At 62.4% G+C, this 22,033-nt stretch carries 22 protein-coding genes and 1 riboswitch; of the genes, 4 read left to right on the top strand and 18 right to left on the bottom strand.

The genetic code is table 11. The features are described 5' to 3' along the window. Positions 1-5: 5 nt before the first annotated feature. Positions 6-1,109: a serine/threonine protein kinase gene (locus tag AB7783_RS06655; RefSeq protein WP_441277162.1), complete on the top strand. Its 1,104-nt coding sequence runs from the start codon at positions 6-8 to the stop codon at positions 1,107-1,109. Here the strand turns inward: AB7783_RS06655 and AB7783_RS06650 are convergent. From AB7783_RS06650 to yajC, 5 genes are read right to left on the bottom strand one after another with little or no spacing between them, the layout of a single operon-like run. After that, positions 1,101-1,946 carry a phytoene/squalene synthase family protein gene (locus AB7783_RS06650; RefSeq protein WP_441277161.1) on the bottom strand — a complete coding sequence of 282 codons (846 nt, stop codon included), beginning with the start codon at positions 1,944-1,946 and terminating at the stop codon, positions 1,101-1,103. The two genes, AB7783_RS06655 and AB7783_RS06650, sit on opposite strands and share 9 nt — an antisense overlap. Then, entirely contained in the window at positions 1,943-2,326 is a 384-nt protein-coding gene (locus tag AB7783_RS06645) for an Mth938-like domain-containing protein (RefSeq protein ID WP_089264470.1), read from the bottom strand. The genes AB7783_RS06650 and AB7783_RS06645 overlap by 4 nt, the downstream gene beginning before the upstream one ends. A 1-nt stretch (position 2,327) precedes the next feature. Beyond that, entirely contained in the window at positions 2,328-3,329 is a 1,002-nt protein-coding gene (gene secF / locus AB7783_RS06640) for a protein translocase subunit SecF (protein WP_170849718.1), read from the bottom strand. 31 nt (positions 3,330-3,360) lie between these two features. Then, positions 3,361-4,959 (bottom strand): protein translocase subunit SecD, encoded by a 1,599-nt coding sequence (secD, locus tag AB7783_RS06635; protein WP_231080757.1) that lies wholly within the window; start codon positions 4,957-4,959, stop codon positions 3,361-3,363. 44 nt (positions 4,960-5,003) lie between these two features. Beyond that, positions 5,004-5,375 carry a preprotein translocase subunit YajC gene (gene yajC / locus AB7783_RS06630; RefSeq protein WP_093758697.1) on the bottom strand — a complete coding sequence of 124 codons (372 nt, stop codon included), beginning with the start codon at positions 5,373-5,375 and terminating at the stop codon, positions 5,004-5,006. A gap of 194 nt (positions 5,376-5,569) precedes the next feature. Between yajC and AB7783_RS06625 the strand changes: the two genes are divergently transcribed. Beyond that, positions 5,570-6,550: an ATP-binding protein gene (locus AB7783_RS06625; protein WP_441277160.1), complete on the top strand. Its 981-nt coding sequence runs from the start codon at positions 5,570-5,572 to the stop codon at positions 6,548-6,550. Positions 6,551-6,597: 47 nt separating this feature from the next. On the opposite strand, the gene metE is transcribed toward AB7783_RS06625, so the two are convergent. The 3 genes from metE to AB7783_RS06610 all read right to left on the bottom strand — a co-directional run bounded on the left by metE (position 6,598) and on the right by AB7783_RS06610 (position 11,631). After that, entirely contained in the window at positions 6,598-8,985 is a 2,388-nt protein-coding gene (metE, locus tag AB7783_RS06620) for a 5-methyltetrahydropteroyltriglutamate--homocysteine S-methyltransferase (protein WP_441277159.1), read from the bottom strand. 104 nt (positions 8,986-9,089) lie between these two features. Continuing rightward, a riboswitch (cobalamin riboswitch) is annotated at positions 9,090-9,301 on the bottom strand. Positions 9,302-9,469: 168 nt separating this feature from the next. Next, entirely contained in the window at positions 9,470-10,873 is a 1,404-nt protein-coding gene (locus AB7783_RS06615) for a peptidoglycan DD-metalloendopeptidase family protein (RefSeq protein ID WP_441277158.1), read from the bottom strand. A 107-nt stretch (positions 10,874-10,980) separates the two neighbouring features. Further along, positions 10,981-11,631, bottom strand: coding sequence for a protein-L-isoaspartate(D-aspartate) O-methyltransferase (locus tag AB7783_RS06610; protein ID WP_441277157.1), 651 nt, complete (start codon positions 11,629-11,631; stop codon positions 10,981-10,983). Between the two features lie 292 nt (positions 11,632-11,923). Here AB7783_RS06610 and AB7783_RS06605 point away from each other — a divergent pair, with 292 nt between their 5' ends. Then, positions 11,924-12,301, top strand: a complete 378-nt coding sequence (locus AB7783_RS06605) for a response regulator (RefSeq protein ID WP_120289904.1) — start codon at positions 11,924-11,926, stop codon at positions 12,299-12,301. 27 nt (positions 12,302-12,328) lie between these two features. On the opposite strand, the gene surE is transcribed toward AB7783_RS06605, so the two are convergent. Further along, positions 12,329-13,096: a 5'/3'-nucleotidase SurE gene (surE, locus tag AB7783_RS06600; protein ID WP_175367039.1), complete on the bottom strand. Its 768-nt coding sequence runs from the start codon at positions 13,094-13,096 to the stop codon at positions 12,329-12,331. A gap of 254 nt (positions 13,097-13,350) precedes the next feature. On the opposite strand from surE, the gene AB7783_RS06595 reads away from it, so the two are divergent. Beyond that, complete coding sequence (locus tag AB7783_RS06595) at positions 13,351-13,854, top strand: hypothetical protein (protein ID WP_441277156.1); 504 nt, start codon at positions 13,351-13,353, stop codon at positions 13,852-13,854. 21 nt (positions 13,855-13,875) lie between these two features. On the opposite strand, the gene serS is transcribed toward AB7783_RS06595, so the two are convergent. From serS to AB7783_RS06550, 9 genes are all read right to left on the bottom strand, one after another. Beyond that, entirely contained in the window at positions 13,876-15,180 is a 1,305-nt protein-coding gene (serS, locus tag AB7783_RS06590) for a serine--tRNA ligase (RefSeq protein ID WP_441277155.1), read from the bottom strand. A 78-nt stretch (positions 15,181-15,258) separates the two neighbouring features. Beyond that, the gene (locus AB7783_RS06585; RefSeq protein WP_441277154.1) at positions 15,259-15,444 is read right to left on the bottom strand and encodes a hypothetical protein; all 186 of its coding nucleotides are present in this window, start codon (positions 15,442-15,444) and stop codon (positions 15,259-15,261) included. A 182-nt stretch (positions 15,445-15,626) separates the two neighbouring features. Continuing rightward, positions 15,627-16,442, bottom strand: coding sequence for a twin-arginine translocase subunit TatC (gene tatC, locus AB7783_RS06580; RefSeq protein WP_089264481.1), 816 nt, complete (start codon positions 16,440-16,442; stop codon positions 15,627-15,629). Next, positions 16,439-16,963 (bottom strand): Sec-independent protein translocase protein TatB, encoded by a 525-nt coding sequence (gene tatB / locus AB7783_RS06575; RefSeq protein ID WP_184516312.1) that lies wholly within the window; start codon positions 16,961-16,963, stop codon positions 16,439-16,441. The genes tatC and tatB overlap by 4 nt, the downstream gene beginning before the upstream one ends. Before the next feature lie 85 nt (positions 16,964-17,048). Beyond that, a complete protein-coding gene (locus AB7783_RS06570; protein WP_441277153.1) occupies positions 17,049-17,300 on the bottom strand; it encodes a twin-arginine translocase TatA/TatE family subunit in 252 nt (83 codons plus the stop codon). Positions 17,301-17,441: 141 nt separating this feature from the next. Further along, on the bottom strand, positions 17,442-18,548 hold the full coding sequence (gene scpB, locus AB7783_RS06565) for an SMC-Scp complex subunit ScpB (RefSeq protein WP_441277152.1): 1,107 nt from the start codon (positions 18,546-18,548) through the stop codon (positions 17,442-17,444). Between the two features lie 21 nt (positions 18,549-18,569). Further along, on the bottom strand, positions 18,570-19,397 hold the full coding sequence (locus AB7783_RS06560; RefSeq protein WP_089264484.1) for a segregation and condensation protein A: 828 nt from the start codon (positions 19,395-19,397) through the stop codon (positions 18,570-18,572). After that, positions 19,394-20,425, bottom strand: coding sequence for a beta-N-acetylhexosaminidase (gene nagZ / locus AB7783_RS06555; protein WP_441277151.1), 1,032 nt, complete (start codon positions 20,423-20,425; stop codon positions 19,394-19,396). The genes AB7783_RS06560 and nagZ overlap by 4 nt, the downstream gene beginning before the upstream one ends. Before the next feature lie 46 nt (positions 20,426-20,471). After that, a complete protein-coding gene (locus AB7783_RS06550) occupies positions 20,472-21,962 on the bottom strand; it encodes an SPOR domain-containing protein (RefSeq protein ID WP_441277150.1) in 1,491 nt (496 codons plus the stop codon). Positions 21,963-22,033 lie beyond the last annotated feature (71 nt).

Genomic DNA, 22,033 nt, shown 5'->3' with positions numbered 1-22,033 from the left:
GTTCGATGAGTTTGCCGCCACAGGACGCCGCTGCGCTGTCCAAGACCTGGACCGAAGGCGTGTTGCTGAAACGCGACGTGTTCTCGACCGTCGAGCGCGGCCGCTATCGCACGTCATCGGGCGAAGTCGATGCGGTGCTGCGCCGGCTCGATCAAGTGCCGTGGTGGTCATATCTGCTGGCGCTGCATCTGTTCACGCGGGAACGCCGCGCACTGACGCTGGCGCGCGATCTGCGCGTCGGGCCTGAATTGCTGTGGGCCGGCGACCGCGCGCTGGTGCGGGGCTTCATCGACGGCGTCGCACTGCATCTCGCCAAGCCGCATCACGATGCGCGCTATTTCAAATCCGCGAAGCTGGCGCTGCGCAAGCTGCATCGCATGGGCGTGTGCCATAACGATCTCGCCAAGGAGCAGAACTGGCTGCGCGGCAGCGATGGCCTTGCCTACGTCACCGACTTCCAGCTCGCGGTCTGTTTCAAGTCCCGCAGCCAGCTGTTTCGCATCGCCGCCTATGAAGATCTGCGTCATCTCCTGAAGCACAAGCGTACTTACGCGCCAGAACTGCTGACGCCGAAGGAAAAGGCGATCCTGGCGAAGAAGTCGCTGCCGGCGCGGATCTGGCTGATGACCGGCAAGAAGGTCTATCGCGCCATCACACGCGGCATCTTCAACTTCACGGACCGCGAGGGCGGCGGCAAGCGTCTGGTCAACGACGCGCCCCCTCTGCTCAAGATCATCAAGCAGAACCTGGCGGTGCGCGACGCGTCGATCGTCGCCTTTGCCGACCGGCGCACCGGCGTCGGCCTCTATGCATTCGTGGAAGCCGATGATGTCGCGCTGGAAGCGAAGCTGCAGGGTGAACTGGCTGCCGCAAAGGCTGCGAAGCCGCCGGAGCATCTGCAGGTCGTCGCAGCCCTGCCCCGCGACGCCTCAGGCCGCATTCGCACCGAGGTACTGCAGCTCGTCGCGATGAACCAAGTCGATCTGCTGGAGCCGCTGATGACCAGCGACGCCGACCGCGCATTCCTGAAGGGCATTCTGGAGTCGCGGAAGAACCTGCGCGACCGTTTCAACTTCGAGACGACAGACCAGAAGCTGACGTCACACTGAGCGCGAGGCGCGCCAGAGCGTCCACAGGGTCCGCAGCCGCGATCTGACATGGAGCTCGAACGGATCGTGATCCGCTCGGGCCATTTGCGCCAGATCGTGCTTCACCAGCGCCATGGGCAGGAACGCCGCGCGCGCCGCCGGCGACACATCGGCGAGCATTCCCTGCGCTGTCGCGAGCTGCTCCTGCGCGCCTGATATCAGCCGATCCAGCGTTGTACGGATGCCCGGTGTCATCTTGCCGGCAAAGATCTGATCGGCGCTGCTGCCGTTCTGCAGGAGCATGTCCTGCGGAATGAACAACTGCCGCCGCATCGTGTCATAGGGCAGACGCGTAATGATCCACGCGACGCCTTGGGCCAGCCCGGCATGCTCGGCGACATGAGCACTGGCCTCAGACCCGTCGCCAAGGATCTTGGCCGATGAGAACAACAGTGTCCCGAGCGTGTCGCGAAAGTGGCTCTCGAGCAGCGCGAGATCCGGCATCGGGTCGTTGTAGAGATCGAAGATGTGCACATCGATCAGCTTGGACAGCCTGTCGACGGAAAGATCGTGCGCGCGGATCGCCAGAAGTAATTCGGCAGCAACGGGGTTCTGTTCGACATCGCCATGACCTGCGCCGGCCAGCATATCGGTCCACCATTGCAACCGGATCTCGCCAGGCAATGGCTGTTTCACGAGCTCGCGGACGCGGGTAATTTCCGTATTGAACGCATAGAGCGCAAGCAGCGAACGGCGCTTGTCGGCAGGCACGAATAAGGTCGCCGCGTAGCGGTCAAAGTCGTGGCTGCGCACCAACTCCGCGCAGAAAGCCGCGGAGCTCTGATCAGCACCACTCATGGCACCGCGATCAGCGCAGCGGCAACGCGGCGGCGCTCGCCCAACATGACATTATAGGTGCGGATCGCCGGGCCGGTTTGCATCGCGTCGATCACCACGTGAAGATTGCGCAAGGCGTTGCGAAGATCGTTCGGGACGATCCAGACCTCGTTGCCGGTGCCGATGATCAGCGTGTCGATGCCTGCCGCGCCTTCGAACACGCGCCGCAGCGAATGGCGGTCAATGTCACTGGCCTTGGTGACCGACCACGCCCACACCGCATCGGGCAGGCACAGCAGCGAGCCCTGATGCGACATGGTGTCAAAGTGGAAGCCGCCCTTGCCGTAAGCTTCGATGGCGGCCGAGCGCGGAAGGTGCGGCGCTTCGGGATCGACCGGCATCTCAGGGCTTCGGCTTCGCGGCTGGCTTGTCGGCGTCTTCGCGGTGTTCGCCGACGCCGAGATAGATCAGCAGCGGCGCCGCGATGAAGATCGAGGTGTAGGTGCCGACCAGCACGACGCCGAAGATCATGACCGCCGTGAAGGAGTGGATCGCCTGGCCGCCAAACGCGTAGAGCGCCAGCAGCGCCAGCGTCACGGTGACGTGGGTGATGATCGAACGCGACAGCGTCGAATTGATCGACTCGTTCAGCAGCTCCGGCATCGGCATCTTCTTGTAGCGACGCAGAATCTCGCGAATACGATCGTAGATGACCACGGTGTCATTCAGCGAATAACCGAGAATGGTCAGCAGCGCCGCAATACTGGTGAGATCGAAGTCGACCTGCGTGATCGACATGAAGCCGATCGTCAGCACGATATCGTGGACGTTGGCGATCATGGCGCCCAAGGCGAACTGCCATTCGAAGCGGAACCAGAGATAGATCAGGATGCCCATGATCGCGACGATCAGGCCGAGCATGCCGTAAGCCAGCAATTCGCCGGAGACGCGCGGACCCACCACTTCGACGCGGCGATATTCGACGCTGTCACCGAGGGCTGCACGAACCTTCTGAACGGCGGCCTGCTGCGCGGCATCGCCACCCGGCTGTTCGGCGAGACGGATCAGCACGTCGGCCGCGCCGCCGAACTGCTGCAGCTGCACGTCGCCGAGTTGCAGGGCGGCGAGCGTCGAGCGCATCGCGCTGATATCGGCCGTACCGGATTTGGCCTGGACTTCGAGCAGCGTGCCACCCTTGAAGTCGATGCCGAAATTCAGTCCGTGCGTGAAGAACAGCACGATGGCGAGGATCGACAGCAGCGCCGAGATCGGGAACGAGATGCGGCGGAAGCGCGTGAAATCGAACTTCGTATCGTCGGGGACGATGCGGAGCGACGGCAACAGATCGAAGATCGCCACGATCGACAGAATGACGATCAGCGCGCCCAGACCTGCCAGAACCATTTGTGTCGTTGTCAAAATCTGCTCCGTAAACTCAAATCGGCACGCTGGTCGGCCGCTTCCACCTGACCCAGCCGGCGACGATCAGACGGGTCACGGTGAAGGCCGTGAAAACCGTTGTGATGATGCCAATGCCAAAGGTCACGGCGAAGCCGCGGACCGGTCCGGTGCCGATGTAAAACAGCACCGCAGCGGCGATGAAGGTCGTAATGTTGGAATCCAGAATGGTCGCCAGCGCGCGCTTGAAGCCGGCATCGATCGCCGAAATGGCGGTGCGGCCGGCGCGCAACTCCTCGCGGATGCGCTCATAGATCAGCACGTTCGAGTCCACGGCGATGCCGACCGTTAGCACGATGCCAGCGATGCCGGGCAGCGTCAGCGTGGCGTTGAGCAGCGACAGGATACCGAAAATCATCAGAACGTTGATGGTCACCGCGATATTGGCGAACAGGCCGAACAGGCGGTAGGTCAGCAGCATGAAGACGATGACGAGGATCGACCCGACATAGGCCGCAAGCTCGCCTTTGGCGATCGAGTCGGCGCCGAGGCCGGGGCCAACGGTACGCTCCTCGATGATGCTGAGCGGCGCAGGCAGCGCGCCGGCACGCAGCAGGATCGCGAGATCATTGGCGCCCTGCACCGTGAAGCTGCCGGAGATCTGGCCGGAGCCGCCGGTGATCGGCTCGCGAATGACCGGGGCGGAGACCACTTCGTTATCGAGCACAATGGCGAAGGGCAGATTGACGTTCTTCACCGTGGCATCGGCGAATTTGCGGGCGCCGGACGTGTTGAAGCGGAACGAGACGATCGGCTCGTTGGTGCGCTGATCGAAGCCCGGCTGCGCATCGGTCAGGTCAGCGCCCGAGACCAGCACTTCCTTCTTCACGAGATACGGCGTCTTCGGAGACTGCGAGCTCATCAAGAGTTCGGAGTCCGGCGGCACCCTGCCTTGTGCCTGCTCGGCCGGGAGCGAGGTGTCGACCATGCGGAAGTCGAGCTTCGCGGTCTTGCCCAGCAATTCCTTGAGGCGGGTCGGGTCCTGTAGGCCCGGCACCTGCACCAGGATGCGATCGAGGCCCTGACGCTGGATCAGCGGTTCGACGGTGCCGAGTTCGTTGACGCGGCGCTCGACGATCTGGATCGATTGCTCGACCGACTGGCGGATGCGGTCATTGATCGCTGCCGGCGGCACCGAAAGACGGATCAGGCCGTTGCCTGCGTCCGAGACTTCCAGGCTGCGCTGGCCGCTTTGCCCCATCAAGCCGCCGAGCGGCTGTGACAGTTCACGCAGCTTGCTGAGTGCGGTCTGATACTCGGTGTCCTTGGTGATACGGACTTCGACATTGTCGCCGCGAACGCCAAGGCCGGTATAGACGATCTTGGCATCACGCAGTGTGCGGCGGACGTCGTCGCGCACCTGATCAAGCTTGTCCTTCTTGACGGAATTGGCATCGACTTCGAGCAGGATGTGCGAGCCGCCCTGCAAGTCGAGGCCCAGCACCAGATGGCGCTGCGCCCATTTCGGCCAGGTTTTCACGGTGGCTTCGGGGAAGAAATTCGGAACCGCGCACAGGCAGACCACGAGCGCCGTCAGAATGACCGCCAGCGCCTTCCACCGCGTGAAATACAACATCGAGATGATCCGTCAGATTCTTGAAATGGCGACGCGCAAACGCATCAGCTCGCGGCCGCGTCGTCCTTGGCATCAGCCTTGTCCGCCTTCTCCTTGGCGGGCTCACCCTTGGTGCGCACGCCCGAGATCATCGTGCGGAGCTGACGTACGCGAACGCCTTCGGCGAGTTCGAACTCAACCTGCTCGTCATCGACCACCTTGGTGACCTTGCCGACGAGACCGCCCGACGTGACGATGGTGTCGCCACGACGGATGTTCTTCACCATCTCGGCGTGGTCCTTCACCTTCTTCTGCTGCGGACGCAGGATCAGGAAATACATGATCACGAAGATCAGCGCGAAAGGCAGCAGCGACATCAGCATGCTGTTGGTATCGCCGCCGGCTGCAGCCTGGGCAAACGCAGGGGTAATGAACATCGGGAAGTCCTCGTAAACGCTGGGGAATAAACCGGCGACGCGTCGGCGTTCGGCCGGTTTGGGTAAATTCGCGCGGACTATAGCGGCCGGCGTCCCAATTGCAACGCCGGTAAACCCTCTGATTTGTCTGCGATTTGTACCGCTTGCGGATGTGTTCCGGGCTCGATATGGGTGCGCGCCGAGGAAAGTCAAAAATGTCAAAAAAGCCCAATAAAACAAGCCGCCGCCCTACCAAAAAGGCTCCCGCGACCCGCTCGTCAAAGACCGTCCGCACGACCGCGGCAAAACGTCCGCGACCAGCCGCCGCCCCCCTGATCGACGAACGGATCGCACTCGCCCTTGAGGCCATTGCCGCCGGCATGGCCGCCGCGGCGCCGAAGCGCTCCAATGCCGATTCTCTGGCCCAGGCCGACGCCTTCATCTGGCATCCCGACGGCCGTCTGGCCCCAGTCCCCAAAGTCAGCCGGGTCGATATTGGCCTGCTGCAGGGCATCAATCAGCAGGTCGACACCCTGATCGAGAACACCCGGCGCTTCGCCAACGGCCTGCCGGCCAACAACGCGCTGCTCTGGGGCGCGCGCGGCATGGGCAAGTCATCGCTGGTCAAGGCCGCGCATGCCTCGGTCAATGCCAGCAAGTCCGTCGCCGGCCGCCTCAAGCTGGTCGAGATCCATCGCGAGGATATTGAAAGTCTGCCCGCCCTGATGGAACAGATCCGCGCCTCGGATTTCTATTTCATCGTGTTCTGCGATGATCTTTCTTTCGACGGCAACGATGCGTCCTACAAATCGCTGAAAGCCGTATTGGAAGGCGGCATCGAAGGCCGGCCGGACAACGTGATCCTCTATGCGACCTCGAACCGCCGCCATCTGCTGGCGCGCGAGATGATCGAGAACGAACGCTCGACCGCGATCAATCCCGGCGAAGCGGTCGAAGAGAAGGTGTCGCTGTCGGATCGTTTCGGCCTCTGGCTCGGCTTCCACAAATGCAGCCAGGACGAATATCTCGACATGGTGCGCGGCTATTGCAGCCACTACGGCCTCAAGACCGACGCCGAGCTCGAGCGAGACGCATTGGAATGGTCGACCACCCGTGGCTCCCGCTCAGGTCGCGTGGCCTGGCAGTTCGTGCAGGAGCTCGCAGGACGCCTGGGCGTGAAGCTGGCCCCAAAGTAAAGACAAGTGCCGCCCCGTCATGACAACGGGACGGCATTCGACTCGCCCTAGGCGAGGCTTCGCAACTCACGTGCCGCCGCGACCATATTCACGAGCGCAGGCCGCACCTCCTCCCATTTGCGGGTCTTCAGCCCGCAATCGGGATTGATCCAGAGCTGGGAGTCCGCCAGCCGCTGCCGTGCAAGCTTGAGCAGATCGACCATATCGCGCGTTTCAGGCACCCGCGGCGAGTGGATGTCGTAAACGCCCGGACCTATCTCGTTCGGGTACTTGTAGGTCCTGAATGCATCGAGCAGTTCCATCTTCGACCGTGACGTTTCGATGGAGATCACGTCGGCGTCCATGGCACCGATCGCATCGATGATGTCGTTGAACTCCGAATAGCACATGTGCGTATGGATCTGTGTGTCATCCCGCACGCCTGACGAACAGATGCGGAAGCTCTCCACGGCCCAATCGAGATAGGACTTCCATTCCGATTTGCGCAGCGGAAGCCCTTCACGGAGTGCCGCTTCGTCGATCTGGATCATACCGGCGCCAGCCTTTTCCAGATCGAGCACCTCATCGCGTATCGCGAGCGCGATCTGGCGACACGCGACTTCGCGGGGAATGTCGTCACGCACGAATGACCAGTTCAGAATCGTGACGGGCCCTGTCAGCATCGCCTTCATCGGCCGCTCGGTGAGCGACTGCGAGTACTGCCACCATTCGACTGTCATCGGATGCGGCCGGGACACGTCGCCGAACAGCACAGGTGGCCGCACGCAGCGGGAACCGTAGGACTGCACCCAGCCGTATTTGGTGAAGGCGAAGCCGGCGAGCTGTTCGCCAAAATACTGCACCATGTCGTTGCGCTCGAACTCGCCATGCACCAGCACGTCGAGACCGATGTTCTCCTGCCAGCGCACTGCCCTCGCCGTTTGGTTCTGCAGGAACGTCTTGTAGGCGGCATCGCTGAGCGTGCCCCTAACATGGGCCCCGCGAGCGTTTCTCACTTCCGCGGTCTGCGGAAACGAGCCGATGGTCGTGGTCGGAAATGCCGGCAGCTTGAAGCGCCGATGCTGCTCGCTCGTGCGCGTGGCAAAATCGCTGCTGCGACGACGCATAGTCGCATCAACAGAAGCGACGCGTTTGGTGACAGCAAGATCGTGGATCTTCGACGATGCGACCCGCGCGGCTGCCGCCGCATCCGACGCAGCGAGCTTTGCGGCGACATCCGCGCGACTGCCAGCCAAGGCGGATCCGAGCGCCGCCAGTTCCTCCATTTTCTGGACTGAAAAGGCCAGCCAGCTTTTGACGTCCGGATCGAGATCAGTCTCAAGGCTGAGATCGATCGGCACATGTAGCAGCGAGCAGGACGGCGCGAGCTCAACGCGATCCCTCCCCAGGAGATCGACCATGGGCTCCAACCCATCGAGCAGACTGGACAAATCGGACCGCCAGATATTGCGGCCATCGATCACGCCCAGCGAGAGGATCATGTCCTTCCGCGCCTTCGCAGCGACTTCATCGAACTGGTCCTGCGCGCGGACCAGATCGAGATGAAGCCCGGCGACGGGAAGCGACAGGGCCAGATCGAGGTTGTCGCCCAGCTCACCAAAATACGTGTTCAGCATGATCCTGAGTTGCGGAACCGCTTCGGCAAAAGCCGCATAAGTCTTTTGCAGCGCCTGCCGGGCGGGCGCGTCGAGATCGAGCACCAGACACGGCTCATCCAGTTGCACCCATTCGGCGCCGCTGTCGGCTAATTCCCCGAGCACCTCGACATAGACGGGCAGCAATCGATCGAGCAGCGTCACCGGGTCGAATGACGCATCCGCGCTCTTGGCCAGTTTGAGATAGGTCACGGGCCCAACCAGCACAGGTCGTGTCTGATAACCCAGCGATCTCGCCTCCTCGTACTCCTTGATCGGCTTGCGCGATGCGAGACTGAAGGTCTGATCCTGCGCCAGTTCAGGCACCATGAAATGGTAGTTGGTATCAAACCATTTGGTCATCTCCTGTGCTGGTACGCCTTGCGACGTATCATGCGTATGAGAGCCGTGCGTGCAGGCCTCGTCATGCGCATCGCCTTGTGATCCACGCGCCATGGCAAAGTAGGTCGCGAAGGAAACGTCTCCTCCCTTCCAGCCATAGACCTTCGGAATGGCGCCTACCATGACGCTGGTATCGAGTACCTGATCGTAGAATGAGAAGTCGTTCGACGGCATAACCGTGATCCCGAGCGACTTCTGACGTGCCCAGTTTGCGGCACGCAGCCCGACGCCGACATCGATCAGCGCATTCTCGTCGATTGCACCGGACCAATAGCTTTCCAGCGCCATCTTGAGCTCACGCCGCGGACCGATCCGTGGCGTTCCCAACGTAGCAACAGGAAGCGAGGACGTAGATTTGGCAGAAGACTTGGAAGAAGTAGACTTTGACACAGTAGACATGGCTTAACCCCAATGATTGGGGGCAAAAGGCCAAAGTGACACGTCTGGATTCCACGACGGCAGTCGCGGAATCGCAACCGCACCACCGGGACACCCCGCCCGAGGACGTTTATGTTGTCGAGGCAGGTCTCCTGGCTTGCGGGTCAATGCTGCCGTCCGGCCTTCCCAAAACCTTTGCGGGTCTCAGTGACTTTAATGGACAGCGGCTCACCGCTTACAGTTGCGGGGGCAGCTCCGGCCTTGGCTTAACGCCTCACCGGCTTCCCTCTTAGCTTCGGGCAAACCTTCCCGAAGAACCACGACATGTCCACATATGGGCAACATCGCGCGGCAGTCAACCGAGCTTGCGCGCGCAAGCTGCCCACTCGCAGCAGCGCGTTGAAGACTCCGGAGCTGGAGTGGGCCGTAGCCCCGAGATCAAACGCATCAAGCCCGGCACGAGGCCGGGCTTGCTTAAATGCGAACTACACTTCGTGGATTGCGCTTACGCCCCGTTGAGGAACTGCAGCGGATCGACCGGCGACGAGCCCTTGCGGATCTCGAAGTGAAGCTGCGGCGAAGTAACCTCACCGGACTGGCCGGACTTGCCGATCACCTGACCGCGCTTGATGGTCTCGCCACGCTTCACCATCAGCTCACTCGCATGGGCATATGCGGTGACGTAGCCGTTGGAGTGACGAACGAGGACCAGATTGCCGTAACCCTTCAGCTCGTTGCCGGAATAGGCAACGACGCCATCTTCGGCAGCCTTGATCGGCGTGCCTTCCGGCACGGCGACGTTGATGCCGTCGTTGGACTTGCCATTGGTCTTGGCGCCGTAGCCTGTGACCACGCGGCCGCGCACCGGCCAACGGAACGTCGGCAAAGCGCCGGTTGCGTCAGCGGCTTTAGTCGGCGATTCCGGCGCGGTTTCTTCAGGCGTCGTCGTGGCACTTGCCAGGCGGGCCTTCTGTGCGGGTTCGGCAGACGCAACACGGGCCACGGCAGCGGACGTGACCGCGCCAGCCGGAGCGGCCGTCACGGCTGCGACGGGCGCAGCGAGCGGCGCGGCTACAGGAGCTGCGTTGGCCGTACGCGCACCGGGTACCGTGATCTTGGAGCCGAGCTTCAATTGGGCAGTCGGCGCCAGACCATTGGCGCGCGCGAGTTCGGCGACCGACACGTTGTTCCGACGCGAGATGCTCATCAGCGTATCGCCGCGATTGACGAAATGCGTGGTCGATGTGCCGACGGCAGGTTTGCTCGGAGCAGCAGCAACGGCCGGAGTTGCCGCGGCGCCCTGACGCGGAATGATCAGCGACTGGCCGGGCGACAGCGCGCGCGGCCCCTTGTAGCCATTGGCCTGCAGGATCGCAGCCGACGAGACGTTGTAGCGTTTCGCCAGACCATCGAGCGTATCGCTGGTGCCGACGATGATCGAGGTGCCGCCATCACGGGCAAGGCCGTTGGTCGCTGCAACCGAGCGCGGTGCCGTGGAGCCGGTGGTTTCGATCGGCGCACGTGCGGGCGGCGGCGTATACATACCGTTGCCGCCCCCGCTGACGGGAGCAGCCGATGCAACCGGACGGGCTGTCGGATAGGACTGCGGCGCCGAGATCGGCGGCGGCAAAGGCTGGGATTGATACTGCGGCTGCGGATTATAGGCCGGGCGCTGATACTGCGGCAGCTCCTGGCGCTCGACCGGCGCGCGCGGTGCTCGCTGCGGCACCGAGCCGGTGGTTTCGCCTTGCCAGCCAAAGCCACGGGACTGACCTGAGTCAAAATTTGGATTCTGAGATAGCCGTGTCTGCATGTCGGCGCTGCAGCCGGCAAAACCGATAGACATCAGCGCCAGCACCGCGACCTGCGGAGCGCGGCGCGAGTAAAGCAACTCGACAACGCTGGACATTGGTTACTCACTCATACGCAACAAACAACTGAATTGAGTAAACACCGTCTCCGTTACCAAGCCTTTAACCTTGCGACCAACACGTGACAGCCGTTCACGAACTTTTTTCAGAGTTCGCGCGCGATGCCCGGAAGTGCAGGCACGAAACGTACATCCACGAGCTCCTTTCGCTCCAATCCATCCCCGGTTTTGCGAATCCGGACCAGGGTCTGGACGCCATTATGAGGACCAACCGGCGCAAGCAGAATACCCCCCTCCTCAAGCCGATCGGTTAGCGCCACTGGCACCTCCTCCACTGCCGCGGTCACGACGATCCGGTCGAACGATCCCAAATTGGCAGCCGGATTGAGGCCATCGCCGAGCATGACCTCGATATTGTGGAGGCCGAGTGCCTCCAACCGGGTCCGGGCGGCATCTGCCAGCGTGCGGTAACGCTCGATGCTGAGCACGTCGCGGACGAGCTTTGACAGGATCGCGGCCTGGTAGCCCGATCCCGTGCCGACCTCGAGCACACGGTGACCGGCATTCAATTGTAGCTGTTCGGTCATATAGGCCACCACGAAGGGCTGGCTGATGGTCTGACCGCAGGCTATGGCCAAGGCCGTATCCCGCCAGGCATGGGCGCGATCGTTCGGCTCGACGAAGCAATCACGCGGAATATCCTCCATTGCGCGCAGCACCAGCCGATCGCTGATCCCACGGCGCCGCAGACCAAGCTGAAAGGTCATCTGTTCAGGCGGCTGTCCGACGGTAATCATGGAAATGCCTCACGCAGCACAGGTTAGAAACACTCTCGATCTAGCAAAGATAGATTGATGTATTTCTGCGATCGGAACCGGGATAGCCTAACGACAACTTTTATTGTTCCGCGCGCGGAACCAGCAACATACCAGCCTGTTATGGGCGGGGCGCTGAAATCCTGATCTTGCTCTATCTGGTACCGAACACGCGACATGCGTCTTTGGGTCACGAAAATGGCAATGCGTCGAGATTGCGTTCAACCCGGGAATTTGCGATTTTGTTCAGAGGATTGGGGCAAGGAAACCGGCCATGACTGCAACGAACCCGCCGGGCGGCTCCGTCTTCCTGGTCGAAGACGAGGTCATGATCCGCATGATGGTCGCCGATATGCTCGAGGAACTCGGCTATAGCGTAGCCGCCGAAGCCGGTGACATCAACGAAGCGATCAAGCTGGCTGGGTCTGCCAAGTTCGACATTGCGATCCTCGACGTCAACGTCAACGGCAAGGTGATTTCGCCGGTCGCGGAAGTGATCGCATCGCGCAACCGCCCGTTCATCTTCGCGACTGGCTACGGCGCGCAAGGCCTGCCGGAAGAATTTCGTGACCGCCCCACGCTGCAGAAGCCGTTCCAGATGGAAACGCTGGCGCAGGTGCTGTCAACGACGCTCAAGGGCGTCGCGGTCTAGGCGAGCCCACTCGCCTATTTCGAACTCTCAGCCAAGCGCCTTGGTCAGCGCTTCGGAGAATACATCATCCGTGCGATCGAGACGCAGCGGCGTGACCGAGACATAGCGCGCAGCAAGCGCTGCGAGATCGGTACCCTCCAGCGGGGCTTCCGCGGCGACGATGCGCTCGAAACCGATCCAGAAATACGGATTGTTGCGGCCATCGCGCCGCTCATCGACGCGCAGAAAGCCCTGATTGCGCTTGCCCTGCCGGGTGACAACGACACCTTTCACCTCGTCGGCCGCGCAGGCCGGGAAGTTGACGTTGATGACCGTGTTCTTCGGCACGCTCGCCTTGATGACCTTGCGCAGCACGTCCGGCCCATATTTCAACGCGGTCTCCCATTGCGGGTTGTGACGCGTTTCCATCGAGAATTCCTGGCTCAACGCCACCGACGGAATGCCGAGAATGGTGCCCTCGAGCGCACCGGCGATGGTACCGGAATAGACCACGTCCTCGGCGACGTTGCGGCCCTTGTTGACGCCGGACAATACGAGATCCGGCTGCTTGTCCTTCAGGATATGACGCGCGCCCATGATGACACAGTCGGTCGGCGTGCCACGCACGGCATAGTGCCGGGGGCCGACTTCGCGCAGCCGCAACGGATCGTTCAGCGACAATGAATGCGACACACCGGACTGATCGAGTTCGGGCGCCACCACCCAGACATCATCGGACAATTCCTTGGCGATCTGCTCGATGATCTTCAGGCCAGGGGCGTGAATGCCGTCGTCATTGGTGCAGAGAATGCGCATTCGTGAGGTGCCTTTTCGATCGGGAGGGCCGCGGCCAGCACCGGTTTTTGCCAGCATGTGCCCGCTTTTGCCACCCCCATTTTGGGCGCTGCTCGTGCGCTGCTGAGGCTGTCTCGAAGGCGATTTTTCCCGCAAGCCGGAACATTTCGGCGTCGCCGCGATTTCTTATCTAGGTAGGTGAGTGCCAGTTGCGTCTGAAGCATGCGCGCTCGACCCGGATGGCCTTGGTCGCAGCGCCCCACAGGGCGACGGAGATGGCGAAACAGCTCGAACGGGTGTTGATCATCGGATTGCCGGCGATCGTGGTTGTCGCCCTGACGGGATGGCTGCTGCTTCCCAGATTGGCCGAGACCAAGCCCGATCTCACCCTCAATACGGCAGTAGTGGCAACTATGCCCGACGAGTTGAGTGAGGAGGACTTTGCCAAACCCACTCCTTCGCAACTCGTCAGCGTCCCCGACGCCGCGGAGCTCACCCGTCTCAGCCTCTCCCGCCAATCGTTTCGCCGCGGCGGCCTCGGTTCCAGGGCGCTGATGACGTTCACCGTGCGCAACGCCAACGACTATCCGGTCAAGGACCTCGAAATCGCCTGTGCCTTCCGCAGCCGGGATGGGCGTTATGTGACGGAGCGTCGCCGCGTCATCGCGGAGACCGTCAGCACGAAAAGCCGCAAGGCGTTTCCGATGACGCATATGGGCTTTGTCAACATAAAAGCCGAGAAAGCCAAATGTGCGCTGGTGACGGCCAGCCGCGCGTGAGCGGCTGGCGCGCGACGACGCCTAGCCGGCCTGGACGACTTTAAGCCCGCCCATATAAGGCTGCAGCACATCCGGCACGGCAATCGAGCCATCTTCCTGCTGATAGTTTTCCATCACGGCGATCAGCGCGCGACCGACGGCGGTGCCCGAACCATTCAGAGTGTGCACGAAGCGCGGTTTGCCATCCGGCCCGCGCGAGCGCGCATCCATGCGACGCGCCTGGAAATCGCCGCAGACCGAACAGGACGAAATCTCGCGGTAAGCACCGCCGTCGCCCTGGCCCGGCATCCAGACCTCGATGTCGTAGGTCTTCTGCGCAGCAAAACCCATGTCGCCAGTACACAGCGTCATCACGCGGTAATGCAGGCCAAGCCGGCGCAGCACTTCCTCGGCGCAGGACAGCATGCGCTCATGCTCGTTCTTGCTTTCCTCAGGCGTGGTGATCGAAACCAGTTCGACCTTGGTGAACTGGTGCTGGCGGATCATGCCACGCGTATCGCGGCCGGCAGCACCAGCCTCGGCGCGGAAGCACGGCGTCAGCGCCGTCATCCGCAGCGGCAGCTCCTTTTCGTCGACGATGGATTCGCGCACGAGATTGGTGAGCGGGACTTCGGCGGTGGGGATGAGCCAATAGCCCTGTCCCTCATTGCCGATCGCACCGGCGGCGAATTGATCATCGCGAAACTTCGGAAGCTGCGCAGTGCCAAACATCGCATCGTCGCGAACCAAGAGCGGTGGGTTCACTTCCGTGTAGCCATGCTCATTCGCATGCAGATCGAGCATGAACTGCCCGATGGCACGCTCCAGCCGTGCAAGGCCTTTCTTAAGCACGACGAAGCGTGCGCCCGAGAGTTTGGCCGCGGCCTCGAAATCCATGAAGCCCAAGGCTTCGCCGATATCGTAATGAGCTTTCGGCGTGAACGCGTAGTTGCGCCTAGCGCCGAAGTGATGACGCTCGACATTGCCGTGTTCGTCGAAACCCTCAGGCACGTCGTCGAGCGGCAGGTTCGGGATTTCGGCAAGCGCGACCTTGAGCTTATCCTCGGCGTTCTTCACCGCGGCTTCCATCGCCGGCATCGTGGTCTTGAGCTCGGTGACCTCAGCCATCAGCGCATTGGCGCGCGCCTCGTCCTTGGTCTTCTTGGCTTCGCCGATTTCCTTCGAGGCTGCGTTGCGCCGGGCTTGCGCCTGCTCGGACGCCAGGATCGCCGTGCGGCGGCTCTCATCGATCGCCAGCAGCGATGCCGACAGTGGCGCCAGCCCCCGCCGCTTCAGCGCAGCGTCGAAAGCTTCGGGATTGTCGCGGATCGATTTAATGTCGTGCATGACGGGATTCCTGAGCGAAAGCGGCTCTGAGTACCCCGAATAGCTGACATTTGGAACATGAAATGGACCAGCGGCCCGTTAATGCATGCGCTGGAGAGCCGCCAATATACCGATGCCAACCGCGACGATGCCGCCAAGACATAACGTCATCTGCAGTGAAGATTTCTCGATAGCGGCCTGCAAATCATTCCGTGTGGCAAGCAATCTAGACTCCAGGTCCAACTTCACTCCAAGCAAGTCAGATTTCGTCACGAGCTCGGTCATGATGAAAATCCCGTGCCGCTTCGGCGTGTGCCTCGGCCTGCTTATCCGCGATCCCCGCTTCGCGGAGACGCTTCGAATAGCCGAGTGTATCAAATGCAAAGGCCACAATCACCTCCCCAGCACAAGACCAAACACAGCCCAAAGTAGATTGCTGAGGTTGTGATTGCAAGGAGGCGACGCCCCTACTCCGCCGGCGTCACGTCCGTGCCGGTCCCTGCCGCAGCCTTGGCAGCAGCGGCCTTGGCGGCGTTCTTCTCGACCATGCTGACCGCGATGATCGAACCTTCGTAGAGGATCAGCAGCGGGATCGCCAGGGAGGCCTGGCTGATCACATCGGGCGGCGTCAGCACGGCCGCGATAACGAAAGCGATGACGATGAAGTAGCGGCGCTTTTCGCGCAGCTGCTTCGACGTGAGGATGCCGATGCGGCCAAGCAGTGTCAGGATGACGGGGAGCTGGAAGGCGATTCCGAAGGCGAAGATCAGCGACATCATCAGTGAGAGATATTCGCCTACCTTGGGCAGCAGCGCGATCTGCGCGGTATCGGAGCTTCCGGTCTGCTGCATGCCCAGCGAGAACCGGATCAGCATCGGCAGCACGAGGAAATAGACCAGCAGCGAGCCCAGCGCGAAGAAGAACGGCGTCGCAATCAGGTAAGGCAGAAACGCGCCCTTCTCGTGCTTGTAGAGGCCGGGCGCCACGAACATGTAGATTTGCGCGGCAATTACCGGAAACGAGATGAATCCGGCGCCAAACATCGCGAGTTTGAGCTGGGTCAGGAAGTATTCCAGCAGCGCCGTGTAAATGAATTTCGAATTTTCGGGGCCGGCGACCCAGACGAACGGCCAGACCAGCACGTTGTAGATCTGCTTGGCGAAGAAGAAGCAGAAGATAAAGGCGACAGCGAATGCGAGGAGCGCCTTGATCAGCCGCGACCGCAGCTCGATCAGGTGGTCCATCAAGGGAGCCTTGGAGGCTTCGATATCTTCGGCACTCATGACGCTTTGGCGTCCTTCAGAACGTCGGGATTGGCCGCGTCGGGGGCTGCCGCGCCATCATTAGCAGGAGCGTGGGTTTCGACCGGCGACGGCTGCACTTCCCGGGTAATGGCCAGCGGCTCGTTTATGGCAGCAGTTTCCTGCGCATGCGTCTCGGCCTCAACGAAGGTCTCCGGTGTCGGCGGCTCGGGCGTGGTGGGCACGGCCGGAGGCGTATCGAGATTGTCGGCCTTGTCGATGGCCATGGCGTCGCTGACGTCCTTAGTCAGCGAGGTCATGATATTATTGGTGGTGAAGCCGGAGGCGACATCCTTCACGTCGTCGAAGGCCTTCTTGACGTCGGCCATTTCGGCCTCACGCATCGCCTCGTTGAACTGGCCCTGGAATTCCGAGGCCATCTTGCGGGCCTTGCCCATCCACTGCCCGACCATGCGCAGCACGCCGGGCAATTCCTTCGGGCCGATGGCAATCAGCGCGACGACCGCGATGACGACCAGTTCACTCCACCCGATATCGAACATGAAAAAATCCGCTCACGCGGGGCTGGATGTGCCCGCGTCTCCTTCAATGGCCGCCGCGATCCCCAAGGACAATCCCTTCGGAACCTCAGACAACCTTGCTGCCGACGTCCGTACGGTTGGCGGTCGGCGCCGGCGGGGTCTGGTCGATGGTGCGAACCGGCTCGGTCGGCTTGTCTGCCGGCTTGTCTGCCGGCTTGTCGTCGTCCGCCATGCCCTTCTTGAACGCCTTGATACCCTGCGCAACGTCGCCCATCAGGTCGGAAATCTTGCCGCGCCCGAACAACAGCAGGACCACTCCGATCACGACGATCCAGTGCCAAATGCTGAGTGAACCCATCCTGCTAACCCTCCAAACACGCGGCCAGTCGCCCGGCCTGATCTGACCGGAACGTAGGCTGCGGGGGTGTCAAAAACAAGGACTTAACCCTCGTGGAATCGCGGATGTCGCGGCGCAATGCCGCGAGCGTTAATGCCGCGATCAGTGCTTGCGGTCGTTGTCCCGGTCGGTTGCGTCCGGCTCAGCGTCATCCGGCCCATCTTCGTCCTGATCGTCCTCGTCAAGCTCGTCGTCTTCCGCGTCGTCGGAATCGTCTTCATCGTCGTCGAGTTCGGCCGTTTCGGGCTCAGCGGTCTCGTCTTCATCCGACTCGGGCTCTGCGACTTCAGCCGCTTCGGCCTCGCCTTGCTCGGGCTCGATCACGTCGAGATCACGCGCTTCAAGTTCCGCGACCTCGGCCGCTTCGCTCTCTGGCTCCACGACATCTGCCGTTTCAGTGAATTCGGCCTTGGCCTCGGCAAATGCCTGGGCCTCACCAGCGTATCCGACAGTCCCGGCTTCGGGTTCCTTGAGCTGCAGTTCGGGGAATTCCGGATCGGGTGCCGACAGCGCCAGTTCCAGTTCGCCGCCCTCCAGCGGATCCTCGTCCTCGCGGAGCGTTGGATCGTCGGACGGATTGGGCACGCTGAAGCCGGACGGCAGCCGCGAATCCAAGAGACCAGTGCCCTTGAGTTCCTCAAGACCCGGCAGATCGCCGAGTGCCTCCAGGCTGAACTGCGACAAGAAGCTCTCGGTGGTGCCGAAAGTCAGCGGCCGGCCCGGCGTCTTGCGACGGCCACGCGGCTTGATCCAGCCGGTTTCCAGCAGCACGTCGAGCGTGCCCTTGGAGGTGATGACGCCGCGAATGTCTTCGATTTCGGCGCGGGTCACCGGCTGGTGATAGGCAACGATGGCGAGCACTTCGATCGCCGCACGCGACAGCTTGCGGGTTTCGGTGGTCTCGCGCGTCATCAGCCAGGACAGGTCACCGGCGGTGCGGAATGTCCACTTGTTGGCGACGCGAACCAGATTGACGCCGCGCATGGCGTAATCGGCCTGCAACTGGGCCAGCGCCGCCTTGATATCGACGCCATCCGGCATGCGCTTGGCCAGCGCGGACTGATCGAGCGGCTCGGTGGACGCGAACAGCAGCGCTTCGAGCAGGCGCAATTCTTCGGGGCGCGCCTCCGACTGGACCTCGGATTGTCCCTCGGTGTGCACGATCTGATCCTCGACATCGTCGATGCGTTTCTCGGCGAGGCTTGCCATGTCTGGATCTCCTTCTTCCACTTACTCGGCCGGAACTTCCGGCTCCACCTGCACAGGCTGGGCGATGTGCTTGCGGAAATACAAAGGCGCGAATGCTTCTTTCTGGCTGAGGTCGAGCGTGCCCTCACGGACCAGTTCAAGCGCAGCTGCAAAACTCGAGGCCATCACCGTCGCGCGCTGCGCGGGGTCGGCGACATAGGCCAGCAGATATTCATCGAGACGGCTCCAGTCCTCTGCCATGCCGACCAACCGTTCCAGCGAGGCGCGCGCTTCGCTCAGCGACCAGACGGTGCGCTTCGCGAGATGGACGCGCGTCAGCACGCGAGCCTGGCGCTGGGTCGCGTAGGCCGACAGCAGGTCGTAAAGCGTCGCCGTGAAGCGCGGATGCTTCACTTCGGCGATCGACTCGGGAACGCCGCGCGGAAAGATGTCGCGGTTGAGCTGCGGCCGGGTCATCAGCCTGTTCGAGGCTTCGCGGATGGCCTCGAGGCGGCGCAGCCGGTTGGCCAGCGCGGTCGCCATATCCTCGGCGCTCGGGCCTTCGCCCGGCACGGTCGTATCCGGTAGCAGCAGGCGCGACTTCAGGAATGCCAGCCACGCCGCCATCACCAGATAGTCGGCCGCCAGTTCCAGACGGATCTTCCGCGCGGCTTCGATGAACAGCAGATACTGGTCAGCCAGCGCGAGGATCGAAATCTTGTGCAGGTCGACCTTTTGTTGCCGCGCAAGCGCGAGCAGCAGGTCGAGCGGGCCTTCGTAACCTTCGACGTCGACGACCAGCGCCGGCTCGTCGTCGGGAACGACCTCGGCCGGCAGTCCGGTTTCAAACGACAAAATCTCAGCGCTCATGCACTTGCTCCTGCTCCTGCTCGAGCGATCAAGGCGTCCAGTTCCGCGCGTCCGGCGGCGCGGTCGAACGGCTGCGGCTGACGGCGGGCGGCGACCGCCGCCCTGGCGCGCTCAAGCGCCTTCCCGGCCAGAACCGGGGTCTCGCTGACGACGTCGCGCATCTCGTCCAGCTTGCCGTTGCAATGCAGGACCATGTCGCATCCGGCACTGACGATCGCGCGCGTTCGTTCCGCGATTGATCCCGCCAGAGCATTCATGGACACGTCATCACTCATCAACAAACCCTGGAACCCGATACTGCCGCGAATCACCTGTTCGATGATTGTCGCAGAAGTCGTGGCCGGTTGGATGGCGTCTAGCGCGCTAAACACAACATGTGCAGTCATCGCCATCGGCAGATCTGCCAGCGGACGAAATGCTTCGAAATCAGAAGCTTCGAGCTCACTCTTCGTGTTGTCTACGATCGGCAATTTGAAATGGGTGTCGGCCGTGGCCCGACCATGGCCGGGAATGTGTTTGAGGACCGGTAGAATGCCACCTTGCGACAGGCCTTCGGTGACGGCGCGGGCAATAATCGCGACCTTGCCGGGCTCGGTACCGTAGGCGCGATTGCCGATCACGGCATCAGCGCCTTCCACCGGGACGTCTGCCAGCGGCAGGCAGTCCACGGTGATACCGAGGTCCACAAGGTCACTCGCTATGAGCCGTGAGCTGAGCCAAGCCGCCCTGAGACCTGCTTCCGGGTCGGCATCGTAGAGAACACTGAACACGGCGCCGGGCGGATAGACCGGCCAATGCGGTGGCCCCAGGCGCTGGACCCGACCGCCTTCCTGATCGATCAGGACCGGCGCATCGAGATCACCGGTCGTGTTGCGCAATTCTTCTACAAGTCGAGCAACTTGGGCAGGACTATCGATATTACGCTTGAAGAGAATGAAGCCCCACGGCCGTTCCGCGCGCAGAAATGCGCGCTCTTCAGCGGTCAGCTCCAGCCCAGATACACCGGTGATGAATGCGCGTGTGCTCATGGGGCCGATTAGCCCCCATCAACGCCCAGGGTCAAGGAAACGGCCGTTAATTCCTTTGGACGACGCACTGTCCGCCGGCAGATTTCAGGTTCCCGCAGACCTGTGAGGCTTCTTCCTGCGAGCCGAACGGTCCGACCATGGCCCGATAATAGGTCCCCTTGTCGCCAAGGTCAGCCTTCTTGATCAACGGCGCACGCGATCCCAGCACCGAGGGGAACTTGGTCTGAAGGGCACGGAACGACGCCTGCGCATCGCCCTCCGACCGCTGGGACGATACTTGGACCACATAGCCGCCGCCAGACGCTGCCGGGGCCGCCTGCTGGATCGGGTTGGTCGAAGCCATACGTGAGGGCGCCGGAGGAGCGGCTGCAGCCGGAGGCGTGGCCTGCGGCGACAGCGACATCGGGGCATTGGCCGATGCGTTGGCATTGGCATTGGTCGCGCGCGGTGCCGCAGCGGGCGCGGCTGCAGGAACCGCGGCCGGTGCGGCGATGCGGGCCGGCGCCTGACGCGCGGCCGGTGTGGCCCCGGCGTCGGACTGGTCACCCTTGACGGCAAAAGTACGGATCTTGCGAGGCTCATCGCCCTGCATCGCGCCATTGCCCACCATCGGCTTGTTGGATGGCGAGACGCTGGCTGTCGATGGCGGGTTGGCGTTCTGGTTCAGCGGCGGGAATACCACGCGCGGACCCGCCTTGGTGGCGTCCTGCACGTTGACGGGCTGCTCTTCGCGCGACACCAGCCGCTCGGGGGCTGTGCCGCCGAGACGATCCTGGATCGGCTTGCCGTCGGCCGCGGCTGTCGCCGACGGCGGGACGATCTTGTTCGGACCGGGCTCAGCCTTGATCACCGGCGGTTCGCCGGTGCGCGCCGACCCCATAAATGTACGATAGGCGAAGGCAGCACCGGTACCCACTACGGCCAGCGCCAGCACGATGGCGACGGTCGCCATGCCACCGCGACGCTTCGGCGCCTCTTCCTGCTCGGCATAGCCGTCCTGATAGGCGTAAGGATCGTCCTGGTACTGATCGTCGTGCGGATGCTGGGCCTGTGTGCCATCGGCGTGGCCATACAGCGCATCGTCATAACGATTGGGATCATGCGGCGCGTGAGCCTGGTCGTACTGGCCCTGATAATCCTGCGCCTGATGATCCGTATGCGCGGCAAATGCCGGCGCCTGATGATAATCGGCCTCCGGTTGCAGGTGCTGCGGCTCCTGATGCTGAGCGCCGTAACGCTGCACCGGATGAAGATTCTCGAATTCCTGCTGCTGCGGCTCATGGGCTGCCGCACGCTGCATCCATGGCGGCGGGCCGGGCTGCGCGGGTTCTTCCTCATATTCCGGCTCGTCCTGATAGGCCGGTTCAGCCTGGCGCGGCGCGGGCGCCGGGCGGCTGTTGCTCGCGAACGGGTCGGTTTGCCCGATCAGCCGCGCGAGTTCGGCGAGCGGATCGCCCTCGCCCTTCGTCCGCAACTGAGCGTCGCGGCCGTAATCGTCATCCGCTGGGAAAGGTCGGTTCTGGTATCGATTAGCCATTGTGATGTCGCATCCCCTTCGGGAAAGCCGCCAACCCGCTTTTCAAACGAAACAGCTGCTATCAAGAACCA

Source organism: Tardiphaga sp. 172_B4_N1_3, from assembly GCF_052076035.1.
Lineage (GTDB): Bacteria > Pseudomonadota > Alphaproteobacteria > Rhizobiales > Xanthobacteraceae > Tardiphaga > Tardiphaga robiniae.
This window is presented reverse-complemented; position numbering and strand designations above follow the sequence as displayed.

Coding starts and splice junctions, on each gene's coding strand:
- AB7783_RS06550 (WP_441277150.1), bottom strand. CDS start 21,962: ATGGCTAATCGATACCAGAACCGACCTTTCCCAGCGGATGACGATTAC.
- tatB (WP_184516312.1), bottom strand. CDS start 16,963: ATGTTCGATATCGGGTGGAGTGAACTGGTCGTCATCGCGGTCGTCGCG.
- yajC (WP_093758697.1), bottom strand. CDS start 5,375: ATGTTCATTACCCCTGCGTTTGCCCAGGCTGCAGCCGGCGGCGATACC.
- AB7783_RS06605 (WP_120289904.1), top strand. CDS start 11,924: ATGACTGCAACGAACCCGCCGGGCGGCTCCGTCTTCCTGGTCGAAGAC.
- scpB (WP_441277152.1), bottom strand. CDS start 18,548: ATGGCAAGCCTCGCCGAGAAACGCATCGACGATGTCGAGGATCAGATC.
- metE (WP_441277159.1), bottom strand. CDS start 8,985: ATGTCTACTGTGTCAAAGTCTACTTCTTCCAAGTCTTCTGCCAAATCT.
- AB7783_RS06650 (WP_441277161.1), bottom strand. CDS start 1,946: ATGAGTGGTGCTGATCAGAGCTCCGCGGCTTTCTGCGCGGAGTTGGTG.
- AB7783_RS06560 (WP_089264484.1), bottom strand. CDS start 19,397: ATGAGCGCTGAGATTTTGTCGTTTGAAACCGGACTGCCGGCCGAGGTC.
- AB7783_RS06625 (WP_441277160.1), top strand. CDS start 5,570: ATGTCAAAAAAGCCCAATAAAACAAGCCGCCGCCCTACCAAAAAGGCT.
- nagZ (WP_441277151.1), bottom strand. CDS start 20,425: ATGAGCACACGCGCATTCATCACCGGTGTATCTGGGCTGGAGCTGACC.
- tatC (WP_089264481.1), bottom strand. CDS start 16,442: ATGAGTGCCGAAGATATCGAAGCCTCCAAGGCTCCCTTGATGGACCAC.
- surE (WP_175367039.1), bottom strand. CDS start 13,096: ATGCGCATTCTCTGCACCAATGACGACGGCATTCACGCCCCTGGCCTG.
- AB7783_RS06615 (WP_441277158.1), bottom strand. CDS start 10,873: ATGTCCAGCGTTGTCGAGTTGCTTTACTCGCGCCGCGCTCCGCAGGTC.
- AB7783_RS06610 (WP_441277157.1), bottom strand. CDS start 11,631: ATGATTACCGTCGGACAGCCGCCTGAACAGATGACCTTTCAGCTTGGT.
- AB7783_RS06585 (WP_441277154.1), bottom strand. CDS start 15,444: ATGACCGAGCTCGTGACGAAATCTGACTTGCTTGGAGTGAAGTTGGAC.
- secF (WP_170849718.1), bottom strand. CDS start 3,329: ATGGTTCTGGCAGGTCTGGGCGCGCTGATCGTCATTCTGTCGATCGTG.
- AB7783_RS06570 (WP_441277153.1), bottom strand. CDS start 17,300: ATGGGTTCACTCAGCATTTGGCACTGGATCGTCGTGATCGGAGTGGTC.
- AB7783_RS06595 (WP_441277156.1), top strand. CDS start 13,351: ATGGCGAAACAGCTCGAACGGGTGTTGATCATCGGATTGCCGGCGATC.
- secD (WP_231080757.1), bottom strand. CDS start 4,959: ATGTTGTATTTCACGCGGTGGAAGGCGCTGGCGGTCATTCTGACGGCG.
- AB7783_RS06645 (WP_089264470.1), bottom strand. CDS start 2,326: ATGCCGGTCGATCCCGAAGCGCCGCACCTTCCGCGCTCGGCCGCCATC.
- AB7783_RS06655 (WP_441277162.1), top strand. CDS start 6: ATGAGTTTGCCGCCACAGGACGCCGCTGCGCTGTCCAAGACCTGGACC.
- serS (WP_441277155.1), bottom strand. CDS start 15,180: ATGCACGACATTAAATCGATCCGCGACAATCCCGAAGCTTTCGACGCT.